The organism is Pseudomonas sp. Q1-7 (genome assembly GCF_028010285.1).
Taxonomy (GTDB): Bacteria; Pseudomonadota; Gammaproteobacteria; order Pseudomonadales; family Pseudomonadaceae; genus Metapseudomonas.
Genome location: NZ_CP116304.1, coordinates 4,450,300 through 4,475,672, shown reverse-complemented (window position 1 = coordinate 4,475,672; position 25,373 = coordinate 4,450,300). Strand labels below are relative to the sequence as shown.

The window sequence follows — 25,373 nt, the reverse complement described above, 5'->3', positions numbered from 1 at the left end:
ATAACGAAGTAACGGGACTCGATCAGTCCCCTCGCCCCTTTGGGGAGAGGGTTAGGGAGAGGGGAAAACAACTGTTTCGCAGGGAGTTCGCCCCTCTCCCCCAGCCCCTCTCCCATGAATGGGAGAGGGGAGCGAGTCATGCGCGCGCTTAAGTGAACAGCATTACGGTTTCCCGGGCCTTTTTGCGGTGTCAGGTGGTCAGGCGGCGAGCAGGCTGCGGAGCATCCACGCGGTTTTTTCGTGGACCTGCATCCGCTGGGTCAGCAGGTCGGCGGTGGGTTCGTCGCTGACCTTGTCGAGCAGCGGGAAAATCCCGCGTGCCGTGCGCACCACTGCTTCCTGGCCTTGTACCAGCTGCTTGATCATGTCCTCGGCTGCCGGTACCCCTTCTTCTTCCTTGATGGAGGAGAGGCGGGCATAGGCGGCGTAGGTGCCGGGCGCCGGGAAGCCGAGGGCGCGAATGCGCTCGGCGATGGCGTCCACCGCCAGGGACAGTTCGTTGTACTGGCCTTCGAACATCAGGTGCAGGGTGTTGAACATCGGGCCGGTGACGTTCCAATGGAAATTGTGGGTCTTGAGGTAGAGGGTGTAGGTGTCGGCCAGCAAACGGGACAGTCCTTCTGCAATGGCTGCGCGATCCTGTTCGGCGATTCCGATGTTGATTTCCATGTCAGTTTTCCTCTCGATGGCTTACAGCCCGGAAGCCGGGCCCGTGGTGGGCAGAGCCTAACACGGGGCGATGGTCGGTCCGCCCTGCTTTCTGTCAATCAAGGCAATGTATGAAAATCATTGGCTTGTGTGGGGTTCAGCCTTTCCTCAGCAGCTTGCCCAGCAGGCGCGGATAGCTGGCGGGTAACAGGCGTTGCAAATGATCGAGCAGGCGGGCGTCGGCGCCAACCATGATGCGTGGTCGGTCGGCCTGGATGCCCTTGATGATGATCCGTGCGGCCTGCTCGGCGGAGGTACGGGCCAGCCGGTCGAAGCGCGCGGCTGCCCGGGTGGCATCGGTCTTGCCGTCGATGCCCTGGTAGAAGCGCGCCGAGCGGGCAATGTTGGTGCGGATTCCGCCCGGATGGACGCAACTGACCTTGATGGCGGTGTCGCAGAGTTCCTGGCGTAGCGCTTCGGTAAAGCCGCGCACCGCGAACTTGCTGGCGTTGTAGGCGCCTTGGGTGGGCATGCTGACGATGCCGAAAATGCTCGATACGTTGACGATATGTCCTTCCCCATGAGTCAGGAGGTGGGGCAGGAAGGCCTTGGTTCCGTGGACGACTCCCCAGAAGTTGATGCCCATGAGCCACTCGAAGTCGTCGTATCGCAGCTCGGCAATGGTCTGGGAAACCGCTACGCCGGCATTGTTGATCACCAGGTGGGCATGCCCGTGGTGGTTCAGGACGCTGTCGGCGAAGGCGTGCATGGCGTCACGGTTCGAGACGTCCAGCGGATGGGTGGAGAGCCGCAGGCCGTCCTGGCGCAGCGGGGTGGCGGTGGCTTCGAGGCTCTCGGCATCGATATCGGCAAGGGCCAGATGGCAGCCCTTGGCCGCCAATTGGTTGGCCAGTGCGCGGCCAATGCCGGAACCCGCACCCGTGATGATGGCGACCTTCCCTGCAAACGATTGCATCTTCACTCCTTCCCGGTTGCTGCGTGTCCGTCCGTCGGGCGGGTGCAGGCGAGCTTAGACAGTGCCCCGTGGCCCAGCAAGCCAGTGTGCTCCTGGTTAGGCGCGCTGGGCCACGGGGCGGGCGGCTGCGCAGTGGCGATTTACGCTATATAATCCCGCTCTTTGCCGCGAACCCCGGCCTGTCCGGCACGGGGTTGCACCTCCGCCGAATGCTCCGCGGCCCCAGGCAGGCGGACGAATTCACGACTCAAGAGAAGCGAAACACGACCATGATGCGCAGCCACTATTGCGGCCAACTGAACGAGAGCCTGGACGGCCAGGAAGTCACCCTCTGCGGTTGGGTACACCGCCGCCGCGACCACGGTGGGGTCATTTTCCTCGATATCCGTGACCGCGAAGGCTTGGCCCAGGTGGTGTTCGACCCGGATCGCGAAGACACCTTCGCCCGCGCCGACCGCGTCCGCAGCGAGTACGTGGTGAAGATTGTCGGTAAGGTGCGCAAGCGTCCGGCGGGTGCGGTCAACGCAAACATGGCTTCCGGCGCCATCGAAGTCCTGGGTTACGAGCTGGAAGTGCTGAACCAGGCCGAGACCCCGCCCTTCCCGCTGGACGAATATTCCGACGTGGGCGAAGAAACCCGCCTGCGCTACCGCTTCATCGACCTGCGCCGTCCGGAAATGGCCGCCAAGCTGAAGCTGCGTTCCAGCATCACCAGCAGCATCCGCCGCTACTTGGACGAGAACGGCTTCCTCGACGTCGAAACCCCGATCCTGACGCGCGCGACCCCGGAAGGCGCCCGTGACTACCTGGTGCCCAGCCGCACCCATCCCGGCAACTTCTTCGCCCTGCCGCAGTCTCCCCAGCTATTCAAGCAGTTGCTGATGGTGGCTGGCTTCGATCGCTACTACCAGATCGCCAAGTGCTTCCGCGACGAGGACCTGCGCGCCGATCGGCAGCCGGAGTTCACCCAGATCGACATCGAGACCAGTTTCCTCGATGAGCACGACATCATCGGCATCACCGAGAACATGGTGCGCAAGCTGTTCAAGGAAGTGCTGGACCTCGAGTTCGGCGAATTCCCGCACATGCCGTTCGAAGAGGCCATGCGCCGCTACGGCTCCGACAAGCCGGACCTGCGCATCCCGCTGGAGCTGGTGGATGTCGCCGATCAGTTGAAGGGCGTGGAATTCAAGGTGTTCTCTGGTCCGGCCAATGATCCGAAAGGCCGTGTTGCCGCTCTGCGCGTACCGGGTGCCGCCAGCATGCCGCGCAGCCAGATCGACGACTACACCAAGTACGTCGGCATCTATGGCGCCAAGGGCCTGGCCTACATCAAGGTCAACGAGCGTGCCAAGGGCGTTGAGGGCCTACAGTCGCCCATCGTCAAGTTCATCCCCGAAGAGAATCTCAATGTGATCCTCGACCGCGTGGGGGCGGTGGATGGCGACATCGTGTTCTTCGGCGCCGACAAGGCCAAGATCGTCTGCGACGCGCTGGGGGCCCTGCGTATCAAGGTCGGCCACGACCTCAATCTGCTCACTTGTGAGTGGGCGCCGATGTGGGTGGTGGATTTCCCGATGTTCGAAGAGAACGACGATGGCAGCCTGACTTCGCTGCATCACCCCTTCACCTCGCCCAAGTGCAGCCCGGAAGAGCTGGAGGCCAACCCGGCCGCCGCCCTGTCCCGCGCCTACGACATGGTGCTGAACGGCACCGAGCTGGGCGGCGGCTCCATCCGTATCCACGACAAGGGCATGCAGCAGGCGGTGTTCCGCGTCCTCGGCATCAGCGAGGAAGAGCAGGTAGAGAAATTCGGCTTCCTCCTCGACGCCCTGAAGTACGGTGCTCCGCCTCACGGTGGCCTGGCCTTTGGCCTGGATCGCCTGGTGATGCTGATGACCGGCGCCACGTCGATCCGCGAAGTGATCGCGTTCCCGAAAACCCAGAGCGCGGCCTGTGTCATGACCCAGGCTCCCGGCGCCGTGGATGCCAAGGCTCTGCGCGAGCTGAACATTCGCCTGCGCGAACAGGTCAAGGCCGAGTAAGTAGAACCAACCCGCGGCGGCGTCGGATGGCGCCGCCCGCTGAGAACGTACGGAGTGAGTTATGGCTGGTCATTCCAAATGGGCCAATATCAAACACCGCAAAGAACGCCAGGATGCCAAGCGCGGCAAGATTTTCACCAAGCTCATCCGTGAGCTGACCGTCGCCGCCAAGCACGGCGGCCCGAGCCCGGCGGACAACCCGCGTCTTCGCCTGGCCGTGGACAAGGCGCTGACCGCGAACATGACCCGCGACACCATCGATCGCGCGATTGCCCGTGGCGCCGGATCCAACGACGCCGACAACATGGTCGAGCTGAGCTACGAGGGTTATGCACCGAGCGGCGTGGCCATCATCGTCGAAGCCATGACCGACAACCGCAATCGCACCGCTGCCGAAGTGCGTCATGCCTTCAGCAAATGCGGAGGCAACCTGGGCACCGATGGTTCGGTGGCTTACATGTTCGACCGCAAGGGCCAGATCAGCTACGCCCCGGGCGTGAATGAAGAGGCCCTGATGGAAGCGGCGCTGGAGGCCGGTGCCGATGACGTCGTGGCCGAGGAAGACGGCTCCGTCGAGGTGTACACCACCTTCGCTGACTTCCTCTCGGTGAACGAGGCCCTGACCGCCGCCGGCTTCAAGGGCGACGAGGCCGAGGTGGCGATGATCCCGTCGATCACCGCGCCCATCGCCGACCTGGAAACCGCGCAGAAGGTGATGAAGCTGATCGACATGCTGGAAGACCTGGATGACGTCCAGAACGTCTACCACAACGCGGAAATCGCCGACGAGATCATGGAGCAGCTCGGCTGAGTGCTGGCGTGATCCCGAAGCCGGAAGTCGCCCCGCGCGCTTCCGGCTTTTTTGTTGGCGGGCCGCTCCGTATACTCGCGGCTGGATAAATAGACAGTGTGCCGGCCTTGGTCGGTCCGTGGAGCTTGCGGCGGCATGACCCTGATTCTTGGTATCGATCCCGGTTCGCGGATTACCGGCTATGGCGTCGTGCGCGATACCGGGCGCGGCTGCGAGTACGTCGCGTCGGGCTGCATCCGCACCGGTGCCGGCGAGTTGCACGAACGCCTGCAGATCGTCTTTCGTGGCGTGGGCGAAGTGATCCGTACCTACGGGCCCGTGACCATGGGAATCGAGCGGGTGTTCATGGCCCGTAATGCCGACTCCGCGCTCAAGCTGGGGCAAGCCCGCGGCGCGGCCATAGTCGCGGCCGCCGAGGCGGGCCTGGAGATTGCCGAGTACACCGCCAGCCAGGTCAAGCAGGCCATCGCCGGAACCGGCGGTGCCGACAAGCAGCAGGTTCAGATGATGGTCATGCACCTGCTCAAGCTGGTGCAGAAGCCGCAGATCGATGCCTCCGACGCCCTGGCCATCGCCCTGTGTCATGCGCATCACCGACAGAGCCTGATTCCCCATGGCCTGGCCACCGCCAAGCGGCGGGGCGGCCGTCTTCGTTTGTAACCTGTTCAAAGGACGCACTTCGTGATTGGACGCCTGCGCGGCAACCTGGCGGAAAAGCAACCGCCGCACCTGATACTCGACGTCAACGGCGTGGGCTATGAGCTCGAGGTACCGATGACGACCCTCTATCGCCTGCCTTCGGTGGGCGAGCCGGTGACACTGCACACCCACCTGGTCGTGAGGGAAGATGCCCACCTGCTCTATGGCTTCTTCGAGAAACGCGAGCGCGAGCTGTTCCGCGAGCTGATCCGCCTCAACGGCGTGGGGCCGAAGCTGGCCCTCGCGTTGATGTCCGGTCTGGAAGTCGATGAGCTGGTGCGCTGCGTGCAGGCCCAGGACACCTCCACCCTGGTGAAGATACCGGGCGTCGGCAAGAAGACCGCAGAGCGCCTGCTGGTCGAGCTCAAGGATCGCTTCAAGGCATGGGAAACCATGCCGGCCATCGCCACCCTGGTGGTCGAACCCCGGGTTGGCGTGGCAGTCTCCAGTGCGGAAAGCGACGCCTTGAGCGCGTTGATCGCCCTCGGCTTCAAACCCCAGGAGGCCAGCCGGGCGGTGTCCGCCATCAAGGAAGATGGGCTGTCCAGCGAAGAAATGATCCGCCGCGCCCTGAAAGGAATGGTGTAAGACCGCATGATCGAAGCCGACCGCCTGATCACCGCCAGCAGCCGCGACCGCGACGAGCAGCTGGACCGAGCCATTCGCCCGCTGAGACTTGCCGACTACATCGGGCAGCCGGTGGTGCGCGAGCAGATGGAACTGTTCATGCAGGCTGCCAAGGGGCGCAGCGAGGCCCTCGACCATACGCTGATCTTCGGCCCGCCGGGCCTGGGCAAGACCACCCTGGCGAATATCATCGCCAGCGAAATGGGCGTCTCCATCAAGAGCACATCCGGTCCGGTGCTGGAACGCCCAGGCGACCTGGCGGCGTTGCTCACCAACCTGGAAGCCGGTGACGTGCTTTTCGTCGACGAAATCCATCGACTCTCGCCCATCGTGGAAGAAGTGCTCTACCCGGCGATGGAAGATTTTCAGCTCGACATCATGATCGGCGAGGGGCCGGCGGCGCGCTCTATCAAGCTCGACCTGCCACCCTTCACCCTGGTGGGTGCCACCACCCGCGCCGGGATGCTGACCAACCCGCTGCGCGACCGCTTCGGCATCGTCCAGCGCCTGGAGTTCTACAACACCCAGGACCTGTCCACCATCGTTGCCCGATCCGCCGGCATCCTCGGCCTGCACATCGAGCCCGAGGGCGCCTTCGAGATCGCCCGTCGCGCCCGTGGCACCCCGCGTATCGCCAACCGCCTGCTGCGTCGAGTCCGTGACTTCGCCGAAGTGCGTGGCCAGGGGCAGATCACCCGCGGTATCGCCGATCAGGCGCTGAACCTGCTCGATGTGGATGAGCGTGGCTTCGATCATCAGGACCGGCGTCTGCTGCTGACCATGATCGACAAGTTCGATGGCGGCCCGGTGGGCATCGACAACCTGGCGGCGGCCATCAGCGAAGAGCGCCACACCATCGAGGACGTCCTCGAGCCCTACCTGATTCAGCAGGGCTACATCATGCGGACCCCGAGGGGGAGAGTGGTGACCCGTCACGCCTACTTACATTTCGGCCTCAACCTGCCCAAGCGCATGGCGGACAATCCGACCGCCGATCTGTTCGGCACGGGTGACGAATAGCGGCTTTCGTGGTCGAAGCGCTCGGCCGGGACGAGAGCCATGAAAAAACAGTTGCCTGGCCGGATTGGCAACCTCAGGAGTAACCACTAGAGTATGCGCGCGCAAAATGGGGCCCAGCTTTTCCAGCATCGTTGTCGCGTCTATTACGAGGACACCGATGCCGGCGGCATCGTCTACTACGTCAATTACCTCAAGTTCATGGAGCGGGCTCGAACCGAGCGTCTGCGCAGTCTGGGCTTTGCCCAGTCCGAGCTGGCCGGGGAGAACCTGCTGTTCGTCGTGCATTCGGCTGAAGCGCGCTACCTGGCGCCGGCGAAGCTGGACGACGAACTGAACGTCAGTGCCGAGGTAATGGAGTTGAACCGTGCCAGCCTGCGTTTTCGTCAACAGGTCAGGCGGGCCGCCGATGACGCATTGCTATGCGAAGGGCAGTTCCTGATTGCCTGTGTACGTGCCGACAGTTTGAAACCCCGGGCGATCCCCGAAGCGCTGCGTGAAGCCTTCGCCGCCGACCCGGGTCTTTTCCCAGCAGGAGATTAAGCGTGGAAGCCAACGTCGTCGACCATACCTCCATGTGGAGCCTGATCAGCAACGCCAGCATTGTGGTGCAGTTGGTCATGCTGACCCTGGTGGCCGCCTCGGTCACCTCCTGGATCATGATTTTCCAGCGCAGCAACATGCTGCGCGCCGCCAAGAAGTCCCTGGAAACCTTCGAAGAGCGCTTCTGGTCCGGCATCGACCTGTCCAAGCTGTATCGCCAGGCCGGCAGTAACCCGGACCCGGACTGCGGCGTGGAGCAGATCTTCCGCGCCGGCTTCAAGGAGTTCTCGCGCCTCCGCCAGCAGGCCGGCGTCGACCCGGATGCCGTGATGGAAGGCGTGGCCCGCGCCATGCGCGTCGCCATCTCCCGCGAGGAAGAGAAGCTCGAGCAAAGCCTGCCGTTCCTGGCCACCGTGGGCTCCACCAGCCCGTACATCGGTCTGTTCGGCACCGTGTGGGGCATCATGAACTCCTTCCGTGGCCTGGCCCAGGTGCAGCAGGCGACCCTGGCCACCGTGGCGCCCGGTATCGCTGAAGCCCTGATCGCCACTGCAATCGGCCTGTTCGCCGCGATTCCGGCGGTTATCGCCTACAACCGTTTCGCCGCTCGCGGTGAGACCCTGGTGGGCCGCTACTACACCTTCGCCGACGAGTTCCAGGCCATCCTGCACCGCAAGGTGCACACCAGCGACGAGTAATTCGCCGGGATCCCGAGAGGAAAGGTTTCAAGCCATGGCCAGAATCCGCCACAAACGCAAACCGGTCGCCGAGATGAACGTCGTGCCCTACATCGACGTCATGCTCGTGCTGCTGGTGATCTTCATGGTCACCGCGCCCATGCTCAACCAGGGTGTCAAGGTCGACCTGCCGAAGGTTTCCAGCGAGGCCCTGCCGCAGGACAACAACGCCCGCGTGCTGACCATCTCGATCAAGGCCGACAAGTCCTACTACTGGAACATGGGCGAAGAGGTCGACACCGACCAGGGCGAGAACAGCGAGACCTCGGTTTCCCTGGAAAGCCTGGTCCAGGCAGCCTCCGGCATCATGGCCGAGAACAGCCGCCAGGGTAAAACCGTGCAGGTCTTCGTCCGCGGTGACAAGGCGGTCGACTACGGCGCCGTGATGGCCGTGATGGGCGGCCTGCAGAAGGCCGGCGTGGCCAACGTCGGGCTGATTACCGAGGCGCCCTGATGCAGCAGCAGAGCGAACGCTCCTCCTCGGAAAGCTATTTTTGGCCGACCATCTGGGCTGTAACCCTGCACGCCCTGATGTTCGGCATGCTGTTCGTCAGCTTCGCCTTTACCCCGGAACTGCCGCCAGCCCGGCCCATCGTGCAGGCCACCCTGTATCAGCTCAAGTCCCAGAGCCAGGCCACGACCCAGACCAACCAGAAGATCGCAGGGGAGGCCAAGAAAACGACTGCCCCGCAGTTCGAGACCGAGCAACTGGAGCAGAAAAAGGCCGAGGAACAGAAGGCAGCGGCGGCCAAGGCGGCGGAACAAAAGAAAGCCGAAGAGGCTCGAAAGGCCGAAGCCGAGCAGAAGGCCGCGGAGGTCAAGAAAGCCGCCGAAGCCAAGAAAGCCGAGGAGGCGAAGAAGGCCGAAGAGAAGAAGCAGGCCGATATCGCCAAGAAGAAAGCCGAAGAGGAAGCCAAGAAAAAGGCTGCTGAAGCGGCGAAGAAGAAAGCGGCCGAGGACGCGAAGAAAAAGGCCGCGGCCGAAGCCGCCAAGAAGAAGGCTGCGGAGGACGCCAAGAAGAAAGCCGCCGCCGATGCTGCGAAGAAGAAGGCGGCCGAGGAAGCCAAGCGCAAGGCTGCCGAAGACAAGAAGGCCGCCGCACTGGCCGAACTGCTGTCCGAGGACGTGGGGCGTCAACAGGCGCTGGCCGACGAAGTGGGCGACCAGGTTGCCGGCAGCCTCGATGACTTGATCATCAAGCTGGTCAGCGAGCAGTGGCGTCGCCCGCCGTCGGCGCGTAACGGCATGAGCGTAGAGGTACTGATCGAGATGCTGCCGGACGGCACCATCACCAACGCCAGCGTCACCCGCTCCAGCGGCGATGCGCCCTTCGACAGCTCGGCCGTCAGCGCGGTCCGCAGCGTCGGGCGTATCCCTGAAATGCAACAACTGGATCGCGCTACCTTTGACCGGATGTACAGGCAGCGGCGCGTCATCTTCAAACCGGAGGATTTAGGTCTGTGAAAACCCTGATTCGTATCGTCCTGATCGGCGTGGCCATGCTGGTCGGCTCCGTCCAGGCCGCCGACCCGCTGGTGATTACCAGTGGTACCGACCGGGCGACCCCGATCGCCGTGGTGCCCTTCGGCTGGCAGGGCGGCACCGTGCTGCCCACCGACATGTCCGACGTCATTGGCAACGACCTGCGCAACTCCGGTTATTTCGAGCCGATCCCACGCCAGAACATGATCAGCCTGCCTACCCAGGCCAGCGAAGTGATCTACCGCGACTGGAAGGCACTGGGCGCCCAGTACGTGCTGGTCGGCAGCATCGTTCCGGCCGGTGGGCGCCTGCAGGTGCAGTTCGCCCTGTTCAACGTCACCACTGAACAGCAGGTCATGGCCGGCAACGTCAGTGGTTCCACCGATCAGCTGCGCGACATGGCGCACTACATCGCCGACCAGTCCTTCGAAAAGCTCACGGGTATCAAGGGTGCGTTCTCCACCCGCATGCTCTATGTGACCGCCGAACGCTTCTCGGTGAACAATACCCGCTACACCCTGCAGCGCTCCGACTATGACGGCCAGCGCGCGGTGACCCTGCTGCAGTCGCGCGAGCCGATCCTGTCGCCGCGCTACGCGCCGGACGGCCGCCGCATCGCCTATGTGTCCTTCGAGCAGAAGCGGCCGCGCATTTTCATCCAGCACATCGACACCGGCCGCCGTGAGCAAATCACCAACTTCGAAGGCCTGAACGGTGCTCCGGCCTGGTCGCCGGAGGGCAATCGCCTGGCGTTCGTGCTGTCCAAGGACGGCAACCCGGAGATCTACGTGATGGACCTGGGCAGTCGCCAACTGCGTCGTGTGACCAACAATATGTCGATCGACACGGAGCCCTTCTGGGGCGCGGATGGCCAGACTCTCTATTTCACCTCGGATCGCGCTGGAAAACCGCAAATCTACAAAGCCAGCATCAATGGCGGCGAACCGCAGCGCGTGACCTTCACCGGTAACTACAACGCCAACCCGAAGCTTTCGGCTGACGAGAAAATGCTGGTGATGATTCACCGCCAGGACGGCTTCACCAACTTCAAGGTGGCCGCCCAGGATCTGACCCGTACGGGCAGCGCTCCGCGCATCCTTTCCGGCACCACGCTGGACGATTCGCCCACTGTTGCGCCCAATGGCACCATGCTAATCTACGCAACTCGCCAGCAGGGGGGCGGCGTACTGATGCTCGTGTCTACAAACGGGCGCGTACGAGTCCCGATTCCCACAGTTCAGGGTGACATTCGCGAACCGTCCTGGTCGCCGTACCTGAACTGAAGCGGTCACTAAAAAATATCTTTGCTAAACACACCTGGGGTTCATTAGGAGTTACATGATGGAAATGCTGAAATTCGGCAAATTTGCTGCTCTTGCTCTGGCCATGGCCGTAGCTGTTGGTTGCTCGTCCAAAGGTGGCGAAGGCACTGGCGAAGGCGCTGTCGACCCGAACGCTGGCTACAACGCCGGTGGCAGTGGCGTAGACGGCAGCATGAGCGAAGAAGCCGCTCTGCGCGCTATCACCACCTTCTACTTCGAGTACGACAGCTCCGACCTGAAGCCGGAAGCCATGCGCGCTCTGGACGTACACGCCAAGGACCTGAAATCCAACGGCAACCGTGTTGTCCTGGAAGGCCACACCGACGAGCGCGGTACCCGCGAGTACAACATGGCTCTGGGCGAGCGTCGTTCCAAGGCCGTTCAGCGCTACCTGGTTCTGCAGGGCGTTTCCCCGGCCCAGCTGGAACTGGTTTCCTACGGCGAAGAGCGTCCGGTTGCCACTGGCAACGACGAGCAGTCCTGGGCGCAAAACCGCCGTGTAGAACTGCGCAAGTAATTTGCCATGCGCAAGTCCAGTCGTGTTCTGAGTTTCCTGGTCCTCTCCAGCCTGCCGTTCGCGGCGCTGGCCGAGGTTCCCGTAGTGGATAACAACGCCGGCTACGGCGGCAGTTATCCGCCTGCCGGTTTCGGCACGACTGGTGCTGCCTACGCAGGGACGGGGGCTCCCACAGCCTCCGTCTCCGCGCAGGGCGAGCTGTTCATGCAGCTCCAGCAGATGCAGGAAGAGATCGCCCGCCTGCGCGGCATGCTCGAGGAGCAGCAGTACGAAATCCAGCGCCTGAAGCAGGAAAGCCTGGAACGTTACCAGGACCTCGATCGCCGTCTTTCCGGTGGTGCCGCCGCTGGCGCACCCGCCACCCAGAATTCTCCCGCCGCGGGCACGCCTGCGGCCAGCGGTACCACGACCGCTCCTGCGCAGCAGCAACCCGCCGCCAGCAGCGAACCGGCCGACCCCGCGAAGGAAAAGCTCTACTACGATGCAGCCTTCGACCTGATCAAGGCGAAGGACTTCGACAAGGCCAGTCAGGCCTTCACTGCCTTCCTGCGCAAATACCCCAACAGTCAGTACGCCGGCAATGCCCAGTACTGGTTGGGTGAAGTGAACCTCGCCAAGGGTGACCTGCAAGGCGCCAGCCAGGCCTTCGCCCGCGTTGGCCAGGCCTATCCGCAGCACGCCAAGGTGCCGGACTCCCTGTACAAGCTCGCCGATGTCGAGCAGCGCCTGGGTAATACGGCCAAGGCGAAGACCATCCTCCAGCAGGTCATCACCCAGTATCCGGGCAGCTCGGCCGCCCAGTTGGCTCAGCGCGACCTGCAGCGCCTACCCTGATACCCGCTCTTCGGATTACGAAAACCCGCGCCAGTCGCGGGTTTTTTCGTTAGAATCGCCGGCCTCCAACCTTCATTCCCGCAACGGAGGCGGATGGCCTGTTTCGCCGTCACGCCCGTGGCTGATATGCATCAAACCCTGCGAATTACCGAGATTTTCTACTCGTTGCAGGGGGAAACACGTACCGCCGGCCTGCCGACGGTCTTCGTGCGCCTGACCGGCTGTCCCCTGCGCTGTCAGTACTGTGATACCGCCTATGCCTTCAGCGGTGGCGAGATCATGTCGCTCGACGCCATCCTCGAACGCGTCGCTGCCTACAAGCCGCGTTATGTCTGCGTCACCGGCGGTGAGCCACTGGCCCAGCCCAACTGCATCCCATTGCTCGAGCGGCTCTGCGATGCCGGCTATGAGGTGTCCATGGAAACCAGCGGCGCCCTCGATGTCGCCGCCGTGGACCCGAGGGTGAGCAAGGTGGTCGACCTCAAGACGCCGGGCTCCGCCGAAGTCAGTCGCAACCGCTATGAGAACATTGCCCACCTGACGGCGAACGATCAGGTGAAGTTCGTCATCTGTTCCCGCGAGGACTATGACTGGGCGGTGTCCAAGCTGATCGAGTACCGCCTGGAGCAACGCGCCGGTGAGGTGCTGTTCTCCCCCAGTCACAAGCAGGTGAGCGCCCGTGACCTGGCGGACTGGATAGTGGCCGACAACCTGCCCGTGCGCCTGCAGTTGCAACTGCACAAGATTCTCTGGAACGACGAGCCGGGCCACTGATCTGGCGCGTTTGCGCACACCGCCTGCCTCCGAGCGGAGGCGGGCCGATTTCGAGGGACATCCCATGAGCGAGAAGAAAGCGGTCATCCTGTTGTCCGGTGGCCTGGATTCGGCCACCGTAGTCGCCCTGGCGCGGGCCGAAGGCTACGCCTGCTACAGCATGAGCTTCGACTATGGCCAGCGGCACCGTGCCGAACTGAATGCGGCCGAACGTATCGCCCGGCAACTGGGCGTGGTGGAACACAAAGTGATCGGTCTCAACCTGAATGGTATCGGCGGTTCCGCCCTGACCGACAGCTCCATCGACGTACCGGAAAGTCCGACCGAAGGCATTCCGGTAACCTACGTGCCCGCGCGCAACACGGTCTTCCTGTCGTTGGCCCTGGGCTGGGCCGAAGTGCTTGGCGCGCGCGATATCTTCATCGGCGTCAACGCCGTGGATTATTCCGGCTATCCGGATTGTCGTCCTGAGTTCGTCGAGGCATTCGAGCGTATGGCCAACTTGGCCACCAAGGCCGGTGTCGAGGGGGAGGGCTTCCGCATTCAGGCGCCGTTGCAGAACCTGACCAAGGCCGAAATCGTCCAGGCAGGCATCCACCAAGGCGTGGATTACAGTCTCACGGTGTCTTGCTACCAGGCTGACGACGACGGTCGTGCCTGCGGCAAGTGCGACAGCTGCAGACTGCGCGCGGCCGGCTTCACTGCGGCGGGTGTGAAGGACCCGACACGCTATCAGTAAATTTTTTTCGAGGGGTGTTGAATTCCTGAATAAAATCAGTATCATGCGCCTCGCGTTGGGTCGTTAGCTCAGTCGGTAGAGCAGTTGGCTTTTAACCAATTGGTCGTAGGTTCGAATCCTACACGACCCACCATTTTCTAAGGGGCGCGTTGCGTAGGTCTAGGAAAGGGTGCACCTTTCTAGCCTTGCAGCAGTCCAGGCCGACAATTAGGCCGCATTGAAGTGATGTCAATATGGAAAAGCCCACCTATCTAGGTGGGCTTTTCTGTTTCTAAGCCCCTGAAATTGCCCTGCAGGCGTGCGAAGCGCTGGCGACGGTATGCACCAAGGCCTTGGTGTCGTTGATAGACAGGTGTCCGCTGGAAGCCATGCTGCGCATCCACCTGCTGCAAAACTGGTCCAAGGTCGAGCATCCATTCCGGGTGATCAAACGGCAGTTCGGCTACGCCAAAGTGCGCTTCCGGGGCCTAGCAAAGAACACCGCGCAACTGGTCACCTTGTTCGTGCTGTCGAACGTGTGGATGGCCCGCCGAGAGTTGCTGGCGAAGCGGGAGAGGTGCGCCGGTAAAACGCAAAAAACCGGTCAAAAGCCTAATGCTGTTCACTTAAGCGCGCGTGACTCGCTCCCCTCTCCCATTTATGGGAGAGGGCCTGGGGAGAGGGGCGAAATCCCTGCGAAACAGTCGTTTCCCCCTCTCCCTCTCCCTAACCCTCTCCCAAAGGAATGAGGGGACTGATCGAGTCCAGTTACTTCGTATGTGAACAGCATTAGGGTCAAAAGCCGGGTTTCTGGTGAAGTTTGTCGGCGAAGACCGGGCTAAAAAGCAATTCGGCCGCCAATCGGCTGCCCACCGCTGACGTGTTCGGAGTTTCCCTGGTCATGATGGGGCGAGGCTACTTGACTCTATGTTTATTGATAGTCAAGAAAAACTACCATGGCTGCTTGAACGGAGCCGGGCGTTACCTTTTCGCTCGTTTGTATATACGATGCGCTCATCGGGATCTTGTACGATCCGCCGGTGTTCTTGTTGTATTCGTTTACCGGCAGCGAAACTCCCGGATTTAGCGGTATGCCGGACGCATCGACGATACGGATCGCTAGACCTGTTGCGCTGGAGCCAGCTAATAGTGGGAGGGTCCCAGATCCTCCAACCATGATTCCACCCACTGGTTGGATCGAATATCCAATGCGGTTGAAGCCTTGTGGACAGTCATTTATGACAAGATTGAATGGAGTGGCGCCTGTGGTCATACCGACACCCGGCAATTGGGCAGACGTGGTAGGGGAGAGTTTTACAGTTTGATTCGAACTCCAGCATGTTCCGCTGACTGTGGTAACTTTTCCTGATAGGTCGACAAATGTGGCGTCACCAAAGGGTGGTGCAAGGTAAAAGTAACTATTGAATACTCCATCCGAAAAGCGACCCTCCGAGAGCGGTAAATTGTTTCGGAATACTTGAACTTCCGCGGTCTGTGAGAAGGTCCCTTTAAAGCTTGAGGTTAGCGCTACTCCATCGATCAGCATGCGTACTGACAGGCCGGGAACGGTAGTCTCCAGATCGGGACCGCTTACCGAACTCCAAATACTGCCCTTGTTACTCAACTTGACATGGTCAATCTTGCAGGTGGGCTTGTCGCACGCCTGCATTGGAGTGAAGTTGTAGCGCGCTACAATCGCTCCTGTCGGTAATGTCGACGGTACGACTATGTCACGACCGCCGAAGGCGGAAATGGATTTTGCCATGCTGGCGCTACAGGGAATGAAGAGAATCAGGACAAGGGCTAAGGTCTGGTAGAGTGTGTTCTTGATCTTCATGTAATGGCGACGAAGTGGATATGGAAAAGTGCCTGGGTAATATATGAGAACGCTGTTTTCGCTTGGCTGTCACCGCCCTTTCTGCTCTTCCTGCCTGTTGGGCTGGCTGAGTGCCTGAAGGGCGGTTCTAGTGACTAATTGATTTGAATGTTAATCAAGGGCATGCATTGATGTGTATAGGCCACGTCCTATATTTTTCCGGTTCCTTATATTCTTTTGTAGGAAAATTCCTAGCATTAGATTGGCTCCCTCGCCTACGCTGACAAATATCCAGATACATTCTTCGTCGGTTCTGGTTGGTTTGAGCTGGGTCACTCCTCTCGACGAGAAATAAAATACAGGCCACCCGTGGGTGGCCTGTACTTCATGCCATAACAAACTGTCGTACCAAAGCCGTCGCTCATCGAGTCCCCATCCTGGATTAACGAGTCGAGACCTGACTCAGGAACGTCTCCCGATGTGCTCTGAGCCGTGGCGCTCTTCTTGGCCATCAGCTGCAGGCAGGTGATCTGCGAGCTGCCGGCGTAGCTGAAGAACACCCCACGCACTGGGTGCTTCTGCCCGATTCGCCAGGCGCAGACGTTGCCGATCGCCCCGGGAAGGGCGGTCATCATCTGTGCTGGGTGAGTACCTCTATCGCCGGCTCGCGCCAGTGCTGCAGGAGGGCGAGCGGACAGGTCTTCTTCACCAGCGGCCAGAGCCGTTGGTGTGGATCCTTATCGGGCTGCAGGAGTGCGAAAGCGAAGTGATAGCCTCGGTCGGGCGCCGAGGCGCGTCAATCGAACAGCCAGAGGTTCAGCAGGCTGCCAAACAGCGTGCCGCGGAACTGCCGGGTGGTGTGTTTTTCCAGGAGATCCTGGTTGGGGAAGACAGGTGGGCGCCGGCCGTCCACGGTATCGCGGCCCCAGGCCGAGAGAAAGACCAAGTTGCACTGCTCGTCGTACATGCAGGCTTCGACGTAGAGGTCTGGGCTCTCTTCGATCTGGTAGAGCGGGGTGGGACTGGACATAGGTGTCCGAAACGGCAGGATCCTGAATGAGATGCCGCACCATTTCCGGTGCGGCAGCGGTCGGCGCGGGTTAAGCCTGGCCCACTGGCTCGCGGCTGCAGGTGCCGTCCACCAGGCGCTGGATGCCCAGTGGGTTGGCGTCCTGCAGCGCTTCGGGCAGGAGTTCGTCCGGGTAGTTCTGATAACAAACCGGGCGCAGGAAACGATCGATCGCCAGGCTGCCCACGGAGGTGCCTCGGGCATCGGACGTCGCCGGATAGGGCCCGCCGTGGACCATGGCGTCACAGACCTCCACGCCGGTGGGATAGCCGTTGAGCAGCACGCGCCCGGCCTTCTCCTCCAGCAGGCCGATCAACTCGCGGTAGGAGAGCAGGTCGTCGCGTTCGGCAATCAGGGTGGCGGTCAACTGGCCGTGCATAGTCCGTAGTGCACGCGTCAGTTCATCGCGGTCGGCGACCTCCACCACCAGGGTGGTCGGCCCGAATACTTCTTCCTGCAGCAGCGGGTCGCCTTGTAGCAGCATTTCGACATCGGCCTTGAACAGTTGTGGCACGCCCTGCAGGCCGCTTTGCTCGCCACCGGCCAGGTGGGTGACTCGGGGATGGGCGTGCAGCCGGCCTACACCCTCGGCGTAGCTGCGTAGCGTGCCAGCATTGAGCATGGTCTGGGGCGGCTGGGTGGCGATGCAGTCGCCCAGTTGGGCCACGAAATCACTGAACGCCGCTGAGCGGATGCCCAGCACCAGGCCGGGATTGGTGCAGAACTGACCGCAGCCGAGTACGACGGAGGCGGCCAGTTCCCTGGCCACGGTCGCGCCGCGCGCCTGCAGAGCCCCCGGCAGAATCACCACCGGATTGACGCTGGACATTTCGGCGAACACTGGAATCGGCTGGGCGCGCGCGGCCGCGAGGTCGCACAGCGCGCGGCCACCCTTGAGCGAGCCGGTGAAGCCAACGGCCTGGATGGCGGGGTGCCGGACCAGCGCCTCGCCCACGCCAGAGCCGAAAATCATGTTGAACACCCCCTTCGGCATACCGGTGTTCTCCGCCGCGCGGATGATTGCGTCGGCAACGCACTCGGCAGTTGCCATATGACCGCTGTGCGCTTTGAACACCACTGGGCAGCCTGCAGCCAGCGCTGAGGCGGTATCGCCCCCGGCAGTGGAGAAGGCCAGGGGAAAGTTGCTGGCACCGAACACCGCGACCGGGCCGACCCCGATTCGGTACTGGCGCAGGTCCGGGCGAGGCAGGGGTTGACGGTCGGGTAGGGCTCGGTCGATGCGCGCCCCGTAGAAGTCGCCGCGACGCAGTACCCGGGCGAACAGGCGCATCTGAGTGCTGGTGCGACTGCGTTCACCCTGGATTCGGGGCGTCGGCAGGGCGGTTTCGCGGCTCACCAGGGCGATGAAGTCGTCGCCCAGGGCGTCCAGTTCGTCGGCGATTGCTTCAAGAAACCCGGCGCGGCGAACGGCTGCCAGGGCACGAAAGGACGGATAGGCGGCCGCTGCCGCCGTGGCGGCGGCGTCGACTTCTTCCGGGGTGGCCTGGATGAAGGTGTAGGGCAGCGCCTGGCCGGTGCTCGCGTCAAGGCTTTGGAGTCGGGTATCGCCGGCGGCGCGTCGTTCTCCGCCGATATAGTTGTGGCCAATCAGGTTCAGCATGAGGTTCTCCTGTCTGGGGGCAAGTGGGGCGGTGGGGAGGCCCCGGCCTTGTGGGCCGGAGCCAGGCAGCCGGTGCGGGGCGGCCGGACGAGGGGGATTGGACGGTGCCCGACCCCTCGTGAGGGCGCGGGCATGGGGGCGGCGCAAGGCGGGAAGCCCCCCCGAGGACGGGAGCCTGGCCCTCCTCAGTGGGAGTGCCTTGGCTCTCCGTTACGGGCGATGACCTTCATGTACAGGGTCGCTGGCTCCAGGCAGCCACCGGTGGACAACTGGCCCACCATCTGTCGGTAGATCTCCTGCCAGGGTGTCTGGGAAGCAGGCATGCTGGGCTTGCAGGCTTGGCGCCGGCGCTCCAGTTCCGCTTCGTCGACCAACAGTTCGACCCGACGGCCATTGAGATCGATATGCAGCCGGTCATTGGTCTGCAGCAGGGCCAGACCGCCGCCCACCGCCGCTTCCGGCGACATGTTGAGAATCGAAGGACTGGCCGAGGTACCGCTCTGGCGGCCATCGCCCATGCAGGGCAGTGAGTCTACGCCGCGCTTGATCAGGCTCGCCGGCGGATCCATGTTGACCACCTCGGCGCTGCCCGGATAGCCCACGGTGCCGGCGCCACGGATCACCAAAATGCAGTGCTCGTCGATGTCCAGACTCGGATCGTCGATGCGTGCGTGGTAGTCCTCCGGTCCCTCGAAGACGATGGCGCGGGCTTCGAAACGGTTTTCTGCCCCCGGAGTGGACAGGTAGGTCTTGCGGAACGCCTCGCCCACCACCGACATCTTCATGATCGCGCTGTCGAAGAAGTTGCCGCCCAGTACGATGAAGCCTGCGCCATGCTTGAGGGGCGACTCGTAGGGCAGGATGACATCGCGGTTGCTGGTGGTCGCGTCTCGCACGATCTCGCCGATGTTCCTGCCGCTGACGGTGGCACAGCCCTCGTGCAGGCGGCCGGCCTTCTGCAGTTCGTGCATAACGGCCGGCACGCCGCCCGCGCGGTGGAAGCCTTCACCCAGGTACTTGCCCGCCGGCATGCAGTTGACCAGCAGCGGCACGTCGACGCCGATGCGTTGCCAGTCGTCGAGGGTCAGTTCGACGCCCATGTGCCGGGCGATGGCGATCAGGTGTGGGGGGCAGTTGCTCGAGGCACCAAGCGCCGAGGCCACGGCTATGGCGTTCTCGAACGCTTCACGGGTCATGATCTGCGACGGCCGCACGTCCTGGCGTACCAGTTCGCAGATGCGCTTGCCGGTGGCGTAGGCCATCTGCCCACGTTCGCGATAGGGCGCCGGGATGCTGGCGCAGCCGGGCAGGGACATACCCAGGGCCTCGGCCAGGGCGTTCATCGACAGGGCCGTTCCCATGGTGTTGCAGTGGCCCACCGAGGGTGAGGCCGCGGTGGTCATTTCCATGAAGCCTTCGTAGTCGATCTCGCCGGCCGCCAACAGCTTGCGGGCATGCCAGAGCACGGTGCCCGAGCCGATCAGTTCTCCCTTGTGGTGGCCGTCGAGCATGGGGCCGCCGGACAGCACGATGGCGGGCAGGTCGGTGGTGGCTGCGGCCATCAGGCACGCCGGGGTGGTCTTGTCGCAGCCGGTGGTCAGCACCACGCCATCCAGGGGGTAGCCGTGAAGGATTTCCACCAGTCCCAGGTAGGCCAGGTTACGGTCGAGGGCCGCAGTGGGCCGGCGGCTCTGCTCGGCGATGGGGTGCACCGGGAATTCCATGGGAATACCGCCGGCGTCACGGATGCCGGCCTTGACGCGTTGGGCCAGCTCCAAGTGGTGGCGATTGCAAGGTGCCAGGTCGCTGCCCGTCTGGGCGATTCCGATGATCGGGCGGCCGGACTGCAGTTCGTCACGGGTCAGTCCGTAGTTCATGTAGCGCTCCACGTAGAGCGCGGTCATGTCGGCGTGGGCCGGGTCGTCGAACCATTGCTGGCTGCGCAGGCGGCGTTGTGGGGTAGATGTCATGGGCGTCGATCTCTTGTTCTGGTGGGCGACCGGCACGGCATTGGGTCAGCGGGGCAGCAGGCCACGCGCGGTCAGGTTGCGCAGCAGGGCGCCGAGGCCGAAGGTCCAGGGGCGCGCGGCGTCGCTGTAGGTCACTTCGTTGTGCAGTCCTCCCAATAACGGGCTGCTGATGCTGACTCGGTCGCCAGGCTTATGGGTGAATCCGGCGCCGGGATGATCGCGATCCTCAGTGGGGGCGAACAGCGTACCGAGGAACAGCACGAAGCCGTCAGGATACTGGTGATTGGGGTTCAGGGCCTGTGTCACCAATTCCAGAGGATCTCGGCTGATCTGCTCCATCGAACTGGAACCTTGCAGCCGGTAGCCGTCGGTGCCCAGCACTTCCAGATCAACCACGCAGCGACGCACCGCGTCCAGGTCGAAACTCTCGTCGAACAGGCGGATGAATGGGCCGATGGCGCAGGAGGCGTTGTTGTCCTTGGCCTTGCTCAGAAGCAGCGCGCTGCGGCCCTCGAAGTCGCGCAGATTGACGTCGTTGCCCAGGGTAGCGCCCTGGACTCGGCCGCGGCTGTTGACCGCGAGAACCACCTCGGGTTCCGGGTTGTTCCATTGCGAGCGTGGATGGATACCGATCTGGCTGGCGCTGCCCACGGCGGAGAGAACGGGGGCCTTGGTGAAGATTTCTGCGTCCGGGCCTATGCCCACTTCGAGGTATTGCGACCACATGCCGCGCTCGATGAGCAGCGCCTTGAGCCGTTGCGCCTGTTCCGAGCCCGGTCGGACGGCGCGCAGGTTGTCGCCTATCACCTCCCGCACCTGGGATCGTATGCCTTCGGCCCGGGCTGCATCACCGGCGGCCTTCTCCTCGATAACCCGTTCCAGCATGCTGGCCGCGAAGGTCACGCCGGCGGCCTTGATCACCTGCAGGTCCAGCGGTGCGAGCAGGCTCGGTTTTTCCGGGGAGGCATCGGGACCGCTGTTGGCCAGCAGCTCCTCCACGCTGGTCAGGAAGACGCCGGGCGTCTCGCGCAGGGCCTGCAGCGGCGAGTCCAGCTCCAGCAGTTCGCTGAGGGTGGCGAAGCGCGCGGACAGGTCGAAGACTCCGTCGCTGCGCAGGACGATGGGCGAGGGACCCGGCACCGGGCCGGGAACCCAGGCGCGACCGATCAGGGTGGCGGAGAGGCCATCGGCGGGGAGGGTGTTTTCGGGGGTGAGGTGAATCGACATGGATGCAGACTTCCTGATGCGCGAGACCTGCACGCTAGGGCCGGCACCGGATAAACTCCAATGGAATATTCTCAATATTCGATAACCAGGGGTTATCGGATTCCCGCTGGAGAGCACAGATGTCGGACCTTTCCTTCACTACCTTCTGCAGTTGGCTCAGGTTCAGGCATCTGCTGCTCATCGATACCCTGGGCCGCACTCGCAACATGCATCTGGCTGCTCAGCAGATGAATCTCAGCCAGCCGGCCCTGAGCAAGATGCTCAAGGAAATCGAGAGCCTGTTGGGCTTCGCAGTCTTCGAGCGGCAACCGCGCAGCATGCAGCCCACGGCGCTGGGCGAGCAGGTGTTGCGCTACGCCCAACTGGTGCTGAACGGCGCCCGCGGTTTCGTCGAGCAGATCAACAACCTCAGCGCCGGTGGCCATGGTCACCTCAAGGTCGGGGCGATCTTCGCCGCCACCGCGGTGGTGCTGCCCCGGGCCATCGTGCAGATCAAGCAGCGCTGGCCGCTGTTGGCGATCGAGGTGGTGGAACAGACCAGCGACCATCTCATGGCGATGCTTGAGGAGCACACCCTGGACCTGGCCATCGGGCGCCTCACCGAACAGGGGCAGGCGCAACGCTACGACTTCCAGCCCCTGGCGCCGGAACCCTTCTCCATTGTGGTCAACAGCCAGCATCCGCTGTGCAAGGCGGGGAGCATGCCCCTGCAGGAACTGGTGGATTGGCCCTGGATTATCTATCCCAAGGGCACGCCGATCCGCAGACGCATGGAGGACGCGTTTGCCAAGGCACGGGTGGCTGAACCGCGAAACACCATTGAGACCATCTCCATGCAGACCTTCATCCAGGTCCTGCAGAGCGGCCCGATGATCGGCATGTTGCCCAGCGTGATGGTCGAGCCGCACCTTAAAAGTGGCGCGTTGAAAACCCTGGACACACCGCTGCACCTCGCACCGCAGGACTACGGCATCCTGACCCGCAAGGGCGAAGCCTTGGTGGGATCGGCGCAGGAGTTCGCCGAGATTCTGCTGGCCAATGCCCAGGAAGTGAAAGGTGTAAGCGAGGTTTTCCAATAACCCCACGTTATCGATTAATCCAAAAAAGCCATTGGGATTGAATCGATAGCTCCCCTAGATTAGCCGCCATCGCCTTCGACCGGCTTGCCCGGCCGAGCGGGCCCACTGCCGGGCCGGCGCCATTGGCGACCCTGTAAATAACAACAATCAGGCATGTCACATGCCTAGGGGTTAGCACCATGCAACGAGTTCCAGAACAGACGCAGACCCAAGACCTCGCCAGCGAGGACCGGCTCTATCGCAAGGTCGTGCTGCGTACCCTGCCTATTCTGCTGCTTTGCTACATCGCGGCCTATCTGGACCGAGTCAACATCGGCTTCGCCAAGCTCGACATGCTTGGCGATTTGCAGTTCAGCAATACCGTCTATGCCCTGGGCGCCAGCGTATTCTTCTGGGGGTACTTCATCTTCGAAGTCCCCAGCAACCTTCTGCTGCACCGCTATGGCGCGCGTTTCTGGATCACCCGAATCATGATCACCTGGGCGATGGTGTCCATGGCGGTGGCTTTCACGGCGCCTCTGGCCCAGTTCTTCCAAGTCGAGGCCAGTACCATGTTCTACGTGCTGCGCTTCCTGCTGGGCGTCTGCGAGGCTGGCTTCTTCCCCGGCGTCATCCTCTACCTCAACTACTGGTTCCCGACTTACCGGCAAAGCCGGGTGATGTCCGGTTTCCTGGTCGCCCTGCCCATCAGCCTGACCTTGGGTGGCCTGCTCTCCGGGTGGCTGATGACCGCCATGCATGGCGTGCATGGCCTGTCCGGCTGGCAATGGATGCTGCTGATCGAAGGTCTGCCATCCATTGTCATGGCCGTAGTGGTGTTCACCTGCCTGTGCGATGGCATCGATTCGGCCAAGTGGCTGTCCCCCGAAGAGAAGGCCGTGCTCAAGGCCAACCTGCGGCACGACGGTGAGGGCAAGGCGTCGCGATTGGGCGAAGTGTTTTTCAACCCGAGAGTCTGGTTGCTGGTGCTGATCCTGCTGACCTTCAACACCGGCTTCTACGGCCTGGCGTTCTGGATGCCATCGATCATCAAGAGCGCCGGCATCATCAGCCCCTTGCATATCGGTCTGCTGACGGCCATCCCCTATGGCACGGCGCTGGTGGCGATGCTGCTCAATGCGCGGCATTCGAACCGAACCGGCGAACGACGGCTGCACGCGGCGATCCCTGCCTTCGTTGGCGGTATCGGGCTGATCCTCAGTGCCATGTTCGCCCACAGTCCGGTGTTGTCGGTACTGTTCCTGACCCTGGCCGCCTCCGGTGTGCTCAGCCTGATGCCGATCTACTGGACCCTGCCCGGCAGCGTGCTCTCGGGCGTTGCGGCGGCAGCCGGCATCGGCATGATCAACGCCTTCGGCAACCTTTCCGGTTTCACCGGCTCGATGATCACCGCCATGGCCGAGACGCTCACCGGCGACATCAACAACGGCACCTATGTCCTCGCCTTGTGCCTGTTCATCAGCGGCGGCCTGATCCTGGCGATCCCCGCTGCCATGCTCGGCCGGCCGGCGAGTTCCAGGTCCGCCTCCGATGCACAGTCGGAGCTGGCGATAAGCTGAGTCTGAGCTTTCCACCCGGTGTCCAACCGAGGAGTCCGCCTGATGAGGGCGGACTTCGCTTTTGAGGGGGTTCCCCAGGCGCGGACGGACGGCGGTCGCGGGGGCAGTCCCTGGCCCGGCAAATCTGCGTTATTATCCGCCGCCCCCCTTGGCGCGTTGGCTCCGGGGGCGGGTGTATAATCGATTCCGCGCCATCGCGCTCGCAGGTTCAGCTCTCATGACACAGCTATCCGAACGCTTTCTGGTCCAGGCCCATCTTGCCGCCAAGCAGCCCAAGCCGCTGACGGCCGAGGAGGAGGCGCACTACCGTGCCGCCATCGCCGCCGAACTGAAGGCCCGCGATGCCGTACTGGTCGCCCACTACTATTGCGACCCGGTGATCCAGGCCCTGGCCGAGGAAACCGGCGGCTGCGTTTCCGACTCCCTGGAAATGGCCCGTTTCGGCAACCAGCACCCGGCCAAGACCGTCGTCGTTGCCGGCGTGCGCTTCATGGGTGAGACCGCGAAGATCCTCAACCCGGAAAAGCGCGTGCTGATGCCCACCCTCGAAGCCACCTGCTCCCTGGACCTGGGCTGCCCGGTGGACGAGTTCTCCGCCTTCTGCGACCAACACCCCGAGCGCACTGTCGTCGTCTACGCCAATACTTCCGCTGCGGTGAAAGCCCGTGCCGACTGGGTGGTCACCTCCAGTTGCGCCCTGGAAATCGTCGAGAGCCTGATGGACAACGGCGAGACGATCATCTGGGCGCCGGACCAGCACCTGGGCCGCTACATCCAGCGCGAAACCGGTGCCGACATGCTGCTTTGGGACGGTGCCTGCATCGTCCATGAGGAGTTCAAGGCCAAGCAGCTCCAGGACATGAAGGCCCTGTACCCTGAGGCCGCTGTGCTGGTCCATCCGGAGTCCCCCGAGGCCGTGATCGAGCTGGCCGATGCCGTCGGCTCAACCAGCCAACTGATCAAGGCCGCGCAGACGTTGCCGAACAAGACCTTCATCGTTGCCACCGACCGGGGCATCTTCTACAAGATGCAGCAGCTGTGCCCGGACAAGCAGTTCATCGAGGCGCCCACCGCCGGTAACGGCGCGGCTTGCCGCAGCTGCGCCCACTGCCCGTGGATGGCCATGAACACGCTGGAGCGCACACTGCAGTGCCTGCGTGAGGGGACCAACGAGATATTCGTAGACCCTGCGCTGATTCCGAAGGCCATCAAGCCGCTCAAGCGCATGTTGGACTTCACCCAGGCCGCGCGCTTGAAACAGGCCGGCAACGCCTGATCGGGC

Annotated in this window: 23 protein-coding genes, 1 tRNA gene and 3 pseudogenes; 19 read left to right on the top strand and 8 right to left on the bottom strand. The window is 62.8% G+C overall.

Annotation, left to right across the window (positions count from 1 at the left end):
- Nucleotides 1–198: 198 nt before the first annotated feature.
- Nucleotides 199–669 (bottom strand): Dps family protein, encoded by a 471-nt coding sequence (locus PJW05_RS20740; protein ID WP_028627590.1) that lies wholly within the window; start codon nt 667–669, stop codon nt 199–201.
- Nucleotides 670–805: 136 nt separating this feature from the next.
- Entirely contained in the window at nt 806–1,624 is an 819-nt protein-coding gene (locus PJW05_RS20735; protein WP_271408837.1) for an SDR family NAD(P)-dependent oxidoreductase, read from the bottom strand.
- Nucleotides 1,625–1,893: 269 nt separating this feature from the next.
- Here PJW05_RS20735 and aspS point away from each other — a divergent pair, with 269 nt between their 5' ends.
- From aspS to PJW05_RS20655, 16 genes and pseudogenes are all read left to right on the top strand, one after another.
- Nucleotides 1,894–3,669: an aspartate--tRNA ligase gene (aspS, locus tag PJW05_RS20730; protein ID WP_271408836.1), complete on the top strand. Its 1,776-nt coding sequence runs from the start codon at nt 1,894–1,896 to the stop codon at nt 3,667–3,669.
- A gap of 61 nt (nt 3,670–3,730) precedes the next feature.
- Complete coding sequence (locus PJW05_RS20725; RefSeq protein WP_271408835.1) at nt 3,731–4,480, top strand: YebC/PmpR family DNA-binding transcriptional regulator; 750 nt, start codon at nt 3,731–3,733, stop codon at nt 4,478–4,480.
- 135 nt (nt 4,481–4,615) lie between these two features.
- Complete coding sequence (gene ruvC / locus PJW05_RS20720) at nt 4,616–5,140, top strand: crossover junction endodeoxyribonuclease RuvC (protein WP_271408834.1); 525 nt, start codon at nt 4,616–4,618, stop codon at nt 5,138–5,140.
- Nucleotides 5,141–5,161: 21 nt separating this feature from the next.
- On the top strand, nt 5,162–5,767 hold the full coding sequence (gene ruvA / locus PJW05_RS20715; protein ID WP_271408833.1) for a Holliday junction branch migration protein RuvA: 606 nt from the start codon (nt 5,162–5,164) through the stop codon (nt 5,765–5,767).
- A gap of 6 nt (nt 5,768–5,773) precedes the next feature.
- Nucleotides 5,774–6,826, top strand: a complete 1,053-nt coding sequence (ruvB, locus tag PJW05_RS20710; RefSeq protein WP_271408832.1) for a Holliday junction branch migration DNA helicase RuvB — start codon at nt 5,774–5,776, stop codon at nt 6,824–6,826.
- 93 nt (nt 6,827–6,919) lie between these two features.
- Nucleotides 6,920–7,366 carry a tol-pal system-associated acyl-CoA thioesterase gene (gene ybgC, locus PJW05_RS20705; RefSeq protein ID WP_271408831.1) on the top strand — a complete coding sequence of 149 codons (447 nt, stop codon included), beginning with the start codon at nt 6,920–6,922 and terminating at the stop codon, nt 7,364–7,366.
- Between the two features lie 2 nt (nt 7,367–7,368).
- Nucleotides 7,369–8,064, top strand: coding sequence for a protein TolQ (gene tolQ / locus PJW05_RS20700; protein ID WP_190831225.1), 696 nt, complete (start codon nt 7,369–7,371; stop codon nt 8,062–8,064).
- Nucleotides 8,065–8,098: 34 nt separating this feature from the next.
- On the top strand, nt 8,099–8,557 hold the full coding sequence (tolR, locus tag PJW05_RS20695; protein ID WP_271408830.1) for a protein TolR: 459 nt from the start codon (nt 8,099–8,101) through the stop codon (nt 8,555–8,557).
- Nucleotides 8,557–9,567 carry a cell envelope integrity protein TolA gene (gene tolA / locus PJW05_RS20690; RefSeq protein ID WP_271408829.1) on the top strand — a complete coding sequence of 337 codons (1,011 nt, stop codon included), beginning with the start codon at nt 8,557–8,559 and terminating at the stop codon, nt 9,565–9,567. The genes tolR and tolA overlap by 1 nt, the downstream gene beginning before the upstream one ends.
- On the top strand, nt 9,564–10,868 hold the full coding sequence (gene tolB / locus PJW05_RS20685; protein ID WP_271408828.1) for a Tol-Pal system beta propeller repeat protein TolB: 1,305 nt from the start codon (nt 9,564–9,566) through the stop codon (nt 10,866–10,868). Before tolA ends, tolB begins: the two co-directional genes overlap by 4 nt.
- Nucleotides 10,869–10,926: 58 nt before the next feature.
- The gene (gene pal / locus PJW05_RS20680; RefSeq protein WP_271408827.1) at nt 10,927–11,424 is read left to right on the top strand and encodes a peptidoglycan-associated lipoprotein Pal; all 498 of its coding nucleotides are present in this window, start codon (nt 10,927–10,929) and stop codon (nt 11,422–11,424) included.
- A 6-nt stretch (nt 11,425–11,430) separates the two neighbouring features.
- The gene (gene ybgF, locus PJW05_RS20675) at nt 11,431–12,258 is read left to right on the top strand and encodes a tol-pal system protein YbgF (RefSeq protein WP_271408826.1); all 828 of its coding nucleotides are present in this window, start codon (nt 11,431–11,433) and stop codon (nt 12,256–12,258) included.
- Nucleotides 12,259–12,384: 126 nt separating this feature from the next.
- The gene (gene queE / locus PJW05_RS20670) at nt 12,385–13,032 is read left to right on the top strand and encodes a 7-carboxy-7-deazaguanine synthase QueE (protein WP_271408825.1); all 648 of its coding nucleotides are present in this window, start codon (nt 12,385–12,387) and stop codon (nt 13,030–13,032) included.
- A 64-nt stretch (nt 13,033–13,096) separates the two neighbouring features.
- Nucleotides 13,097–13,771, top strand: coding sequence for a 7-cyano-7-deazaguanine synthase QueC (queC, locus tag PJW05_RS20665; protein WP_271408824.1), 675 nt, complete (start codon nt 13,097–13,099; stop codon nt 13,769–13,771).
- A 57-nt stretch (nt 13,772–13,828) separates the two neighbouring features.
- Nucleotides 13,829–13,904 (top strand) — tRNA-Lys (locus PJW05_RS20660).
- A 265-nt stretch (nt 13,905–14,169) separates the two neighbouring features.
- Nucleotides 14,170–14,339, top strand: a pseudogene (locus PJW05_RS20655) (transposase); the annotation flags it as partial.
- 342 nt (nt 14,340–14,681) lie between these two features.
- On the opposite strand, the gene PJW05_RS20650 reads toward PJW05_RS20655, so the two are convergent.
- The 6 genes and pseudogenes from PJW05_RS20650 to PJW05_RS20625 form a co-directional block, all read right to left on the bottom strand.
- On the bottom strand, nt 14,682–15,587 hold the full coding sequence (locus PJW05_RS20650) for a fimbrial protein (protein WP_271408823.1): 906 nt from the start codon (nt 15,585–15,587) through the stop codon (nt 14,682–14,684).
- Between the two features lie 364 nt (nt 15,588–15,951).
- Nucleotides 15,952–16,162 (bottom strand): annotated as a pseudogene (locus tag PJW05_RS20645) (hypothetical protein); the annotation flags it as partial.
- A pseudogene (locus tag PJW05_RS20640) lies at nt 16,151–16,596 on the bottom strand (hypothetical protein); the annotation flags it as partial. The pseudogenes PJW05_RS20640 and PJW05_RS20645, both read right to left, overlap by 12 nt.
- A 70-nt stretch (nt 16,597–16,666) precedes the next feature.
- Nucleotides 16,667–18,256: an aldehyde dehydrogenase (NADP(+)) gene (locus PJW05_RS20635; RefSeq protein ID WP_271408822.1), complete on the bottom strand. Its 1,590-nt coding sequence runs from the start codon at nt 18,254–18,256 to the stop codon at nt 16,667–16,669.
- 185 nt (nt 18,257–18,441) lie between these two features.
- Nucleotides 18,442–20,226 carry an IlvD/Edd family dehydratase gene (locus tag PJW05_RS20630; RefSeq protein WP_271408821.1) on the bottom strand — a complete coding sequence of 595 codons (1,785 nt, stop codon included), beginning with the start codon at nt 20,224–20,226 and terminating at the stop codon, nt 18,442–18,444.
- A 45-nt stretch (nt 20,227–20,271) separates the two neighbouring features.
- A complete protein-coding gene (locus PJW05_RS20625; RefSeq protein ID WP_271408820.1) occupies nt 20,272–21,453 on the bottom strand; it encodes a fumarylacetoacetate hydrolase family protein in 1,182 nt (393 codons plus the stop codon).
- Between the two features lie 119 nt (nt 21,454–21,572).
- Here PJW05_RS20625 and PJW05_RS20620 point away from each other — a divergent pair, with 119 nt between their 5' ends.
- The 3 genes from PJW05_RS20620 (at nt 21,573) to nadA (ending at nt 25,367) form a co-directional block, all read left to right on the top strand.
- Nucleotides 21,573–22,532 carry a LysR family transcriptional regulator gene (locus PJW05_RS20620; protein WP_271408819.1) on the top strand — a complete coding sequence of 320 codons (960 nt, stop codon included), beginning with the start codon at nt 21,573–21,575 and terminating at the stop codon, nt 22,530–22,532.
- Nucleotides 22,533–22,711: 179 nt separating this feature from the next.
- Nucleotides 22,712–24,091 (top strand): MFS transporter, encoded by a 1,380-nt coding sequence (locus PJW05_RS20615; protein ID WP_271408818.1) that lies wholly within the window; start codon nt 22,712–22,714, stop codon nt 24,089–24,091.
- A 217-nt stretch (nt 24,092–24,308) separates the two neighbouring features.
- The gene (gene nadA, locus PJW05_RS20610) at nt 24,309–25,367 is read left to right on the top strand and encodes a quinolinate synthase NadA (protein ID WP_271408817.1); all 1,059 of its coding nucleotides are present in this window, start codon (nt 24,309–24,311) and stop codon (nt 25,365–25,367) included.
- Nucleotides 25,368–25,373 lie beyond the last annotated feature (6 nt).

Bases quoted from the DNA above. Each gene is read 5' to 3' on its own strand.
- PJW05_RS20725 (WP_271408835.1), top strand. From the start codon at position 3,731: ATGGCTGGTCATTCCAAATGGGCCAATATCAAACACCGCAAAGAACGC.
- PJW05_RS20615 (WP_271408818.1), top strand. From the start codon at position 22,712: ATGCAACGAGTTCCAGAACAGACGCAGACCCAAGACCTCGCCAGCGAG.
- tolA (WP_271408829.1), top strand. From the start codon at position 8,557: ATGCAGCAGCAGAGCGAACGCTCCTCCTCGGAAAGCTATTTTTGGCCG.
- PJW05_RS20625 (WP_271408820.1), bottom strand. From the start codon at position 21,453: ATGTCGATTCACCTCACCCCCGAAAACACCCTCCCCGCCGATGGCCTC.
- ruvB (WP_271408832.1), top strand. From the start codon at position 5,774: ATGATCGAAGCCGACCGCCTGATCACCGCCAGCAGCCGCGACCGCGAC.
- tolR (WP_271408830.1), top strand. From the start codon at position 8,099: ATGGCCAGAATCCGCCACAAACGCAAACCGGTCGCCGAGATGAACGTC.
- pal (WP_271408827.1), top strand. From the start codon at position 10,927: ATGGAAATGCTGAAATTCGGCAAATTTGCTGCTCTTGCTCTGGCCATG.
- PJW05_RS20650 (WP_271408823.1), bottom strand. From the start codon at position 15,587: ATGAAGATCAAGAACACACTCTACCAGACCTTAGCCCTTGTCCTGATT.
- aspS (WP_271408836.1), top strand. From the start codon at position 1,894: ATGATGCGCAGCCACTATTGCGGCCAACTGAACGAGAGCCTGGACGGC.
- queC (WP_271408824.1), top strand. From the start codon at position 13,097: ATGAGCGAGAAGAAAGCGGTCATCCTGTTGTCCGGTGGCCTGGATTCG.
- PJW05_RS20620 (WP_271408819.1), top strand. From the start codon at position 21,573: ATGTCGGACCTTTCCTTCACTACCTTCTGCAGTTGGCTCAGGTTCAGG.
- ybgF (WP_271408826.1), top strand. From the start codon at position 11,431: ATGCGCAAGTCCAGTCGTGTTCTGAGTTTCCTGGTCCTCTCCAGCCTG.
- PJW05_RS20735 (WP_271408837.1), bottom strand. From the start codon at position 1,624: ATGCAATCGTTTGCAGGGAAGGTCGCCATCATCACGGGTGCGGGTTCC.
- PJW05_RS20740 (WP_028627590.1), bottom strand. From the start codon at position 669: ATGGAAATCAACATCGGAATCGCCGAACAGGATCGCGCAGCCATTGCA.
- PJW05_RS20635 (WP_271408822.1), bottom strand. From the start codon at position 18,256: ATGCTGAACCTGATTGGCCACAACTATATCGGCGGAGAACGACGCGCC.
- ybgC (WP_271408831.1), top strand. From the start codon at position 6,920: ATGCGCGCGCAAAATGGGGCCCAGCTTTTCCAGCATCGTTGTCGCGTC.
- queE (WP_271408825.1), top strand. From the start codon at position 12,385: ATGCATCAAACCCTGCGAATTACCGAGATTTTCTACTCGTTGCAGGGG.
- ruvC (WP_271408834.1), top strand. From the start codon at position 4,616: ATGACCCTGATTCTTGGTATCGATCCCGGTTCGCGGATTACCGGCTAT.
- nadA (WP_271408817.1), top strand. From the start codon at position 24,309: ATGACACAGCTATCCGAACGCTTTCTGGTCCAGGCCCATCTTGCCGCC.
- PJW05_RS20630 (WP_271408821.1), bottom strand. From the start codon at position 20,226: ATGACATCTACCCCACAACGCCGCCTGCGCAGCCAGCAATGGTTCGAC.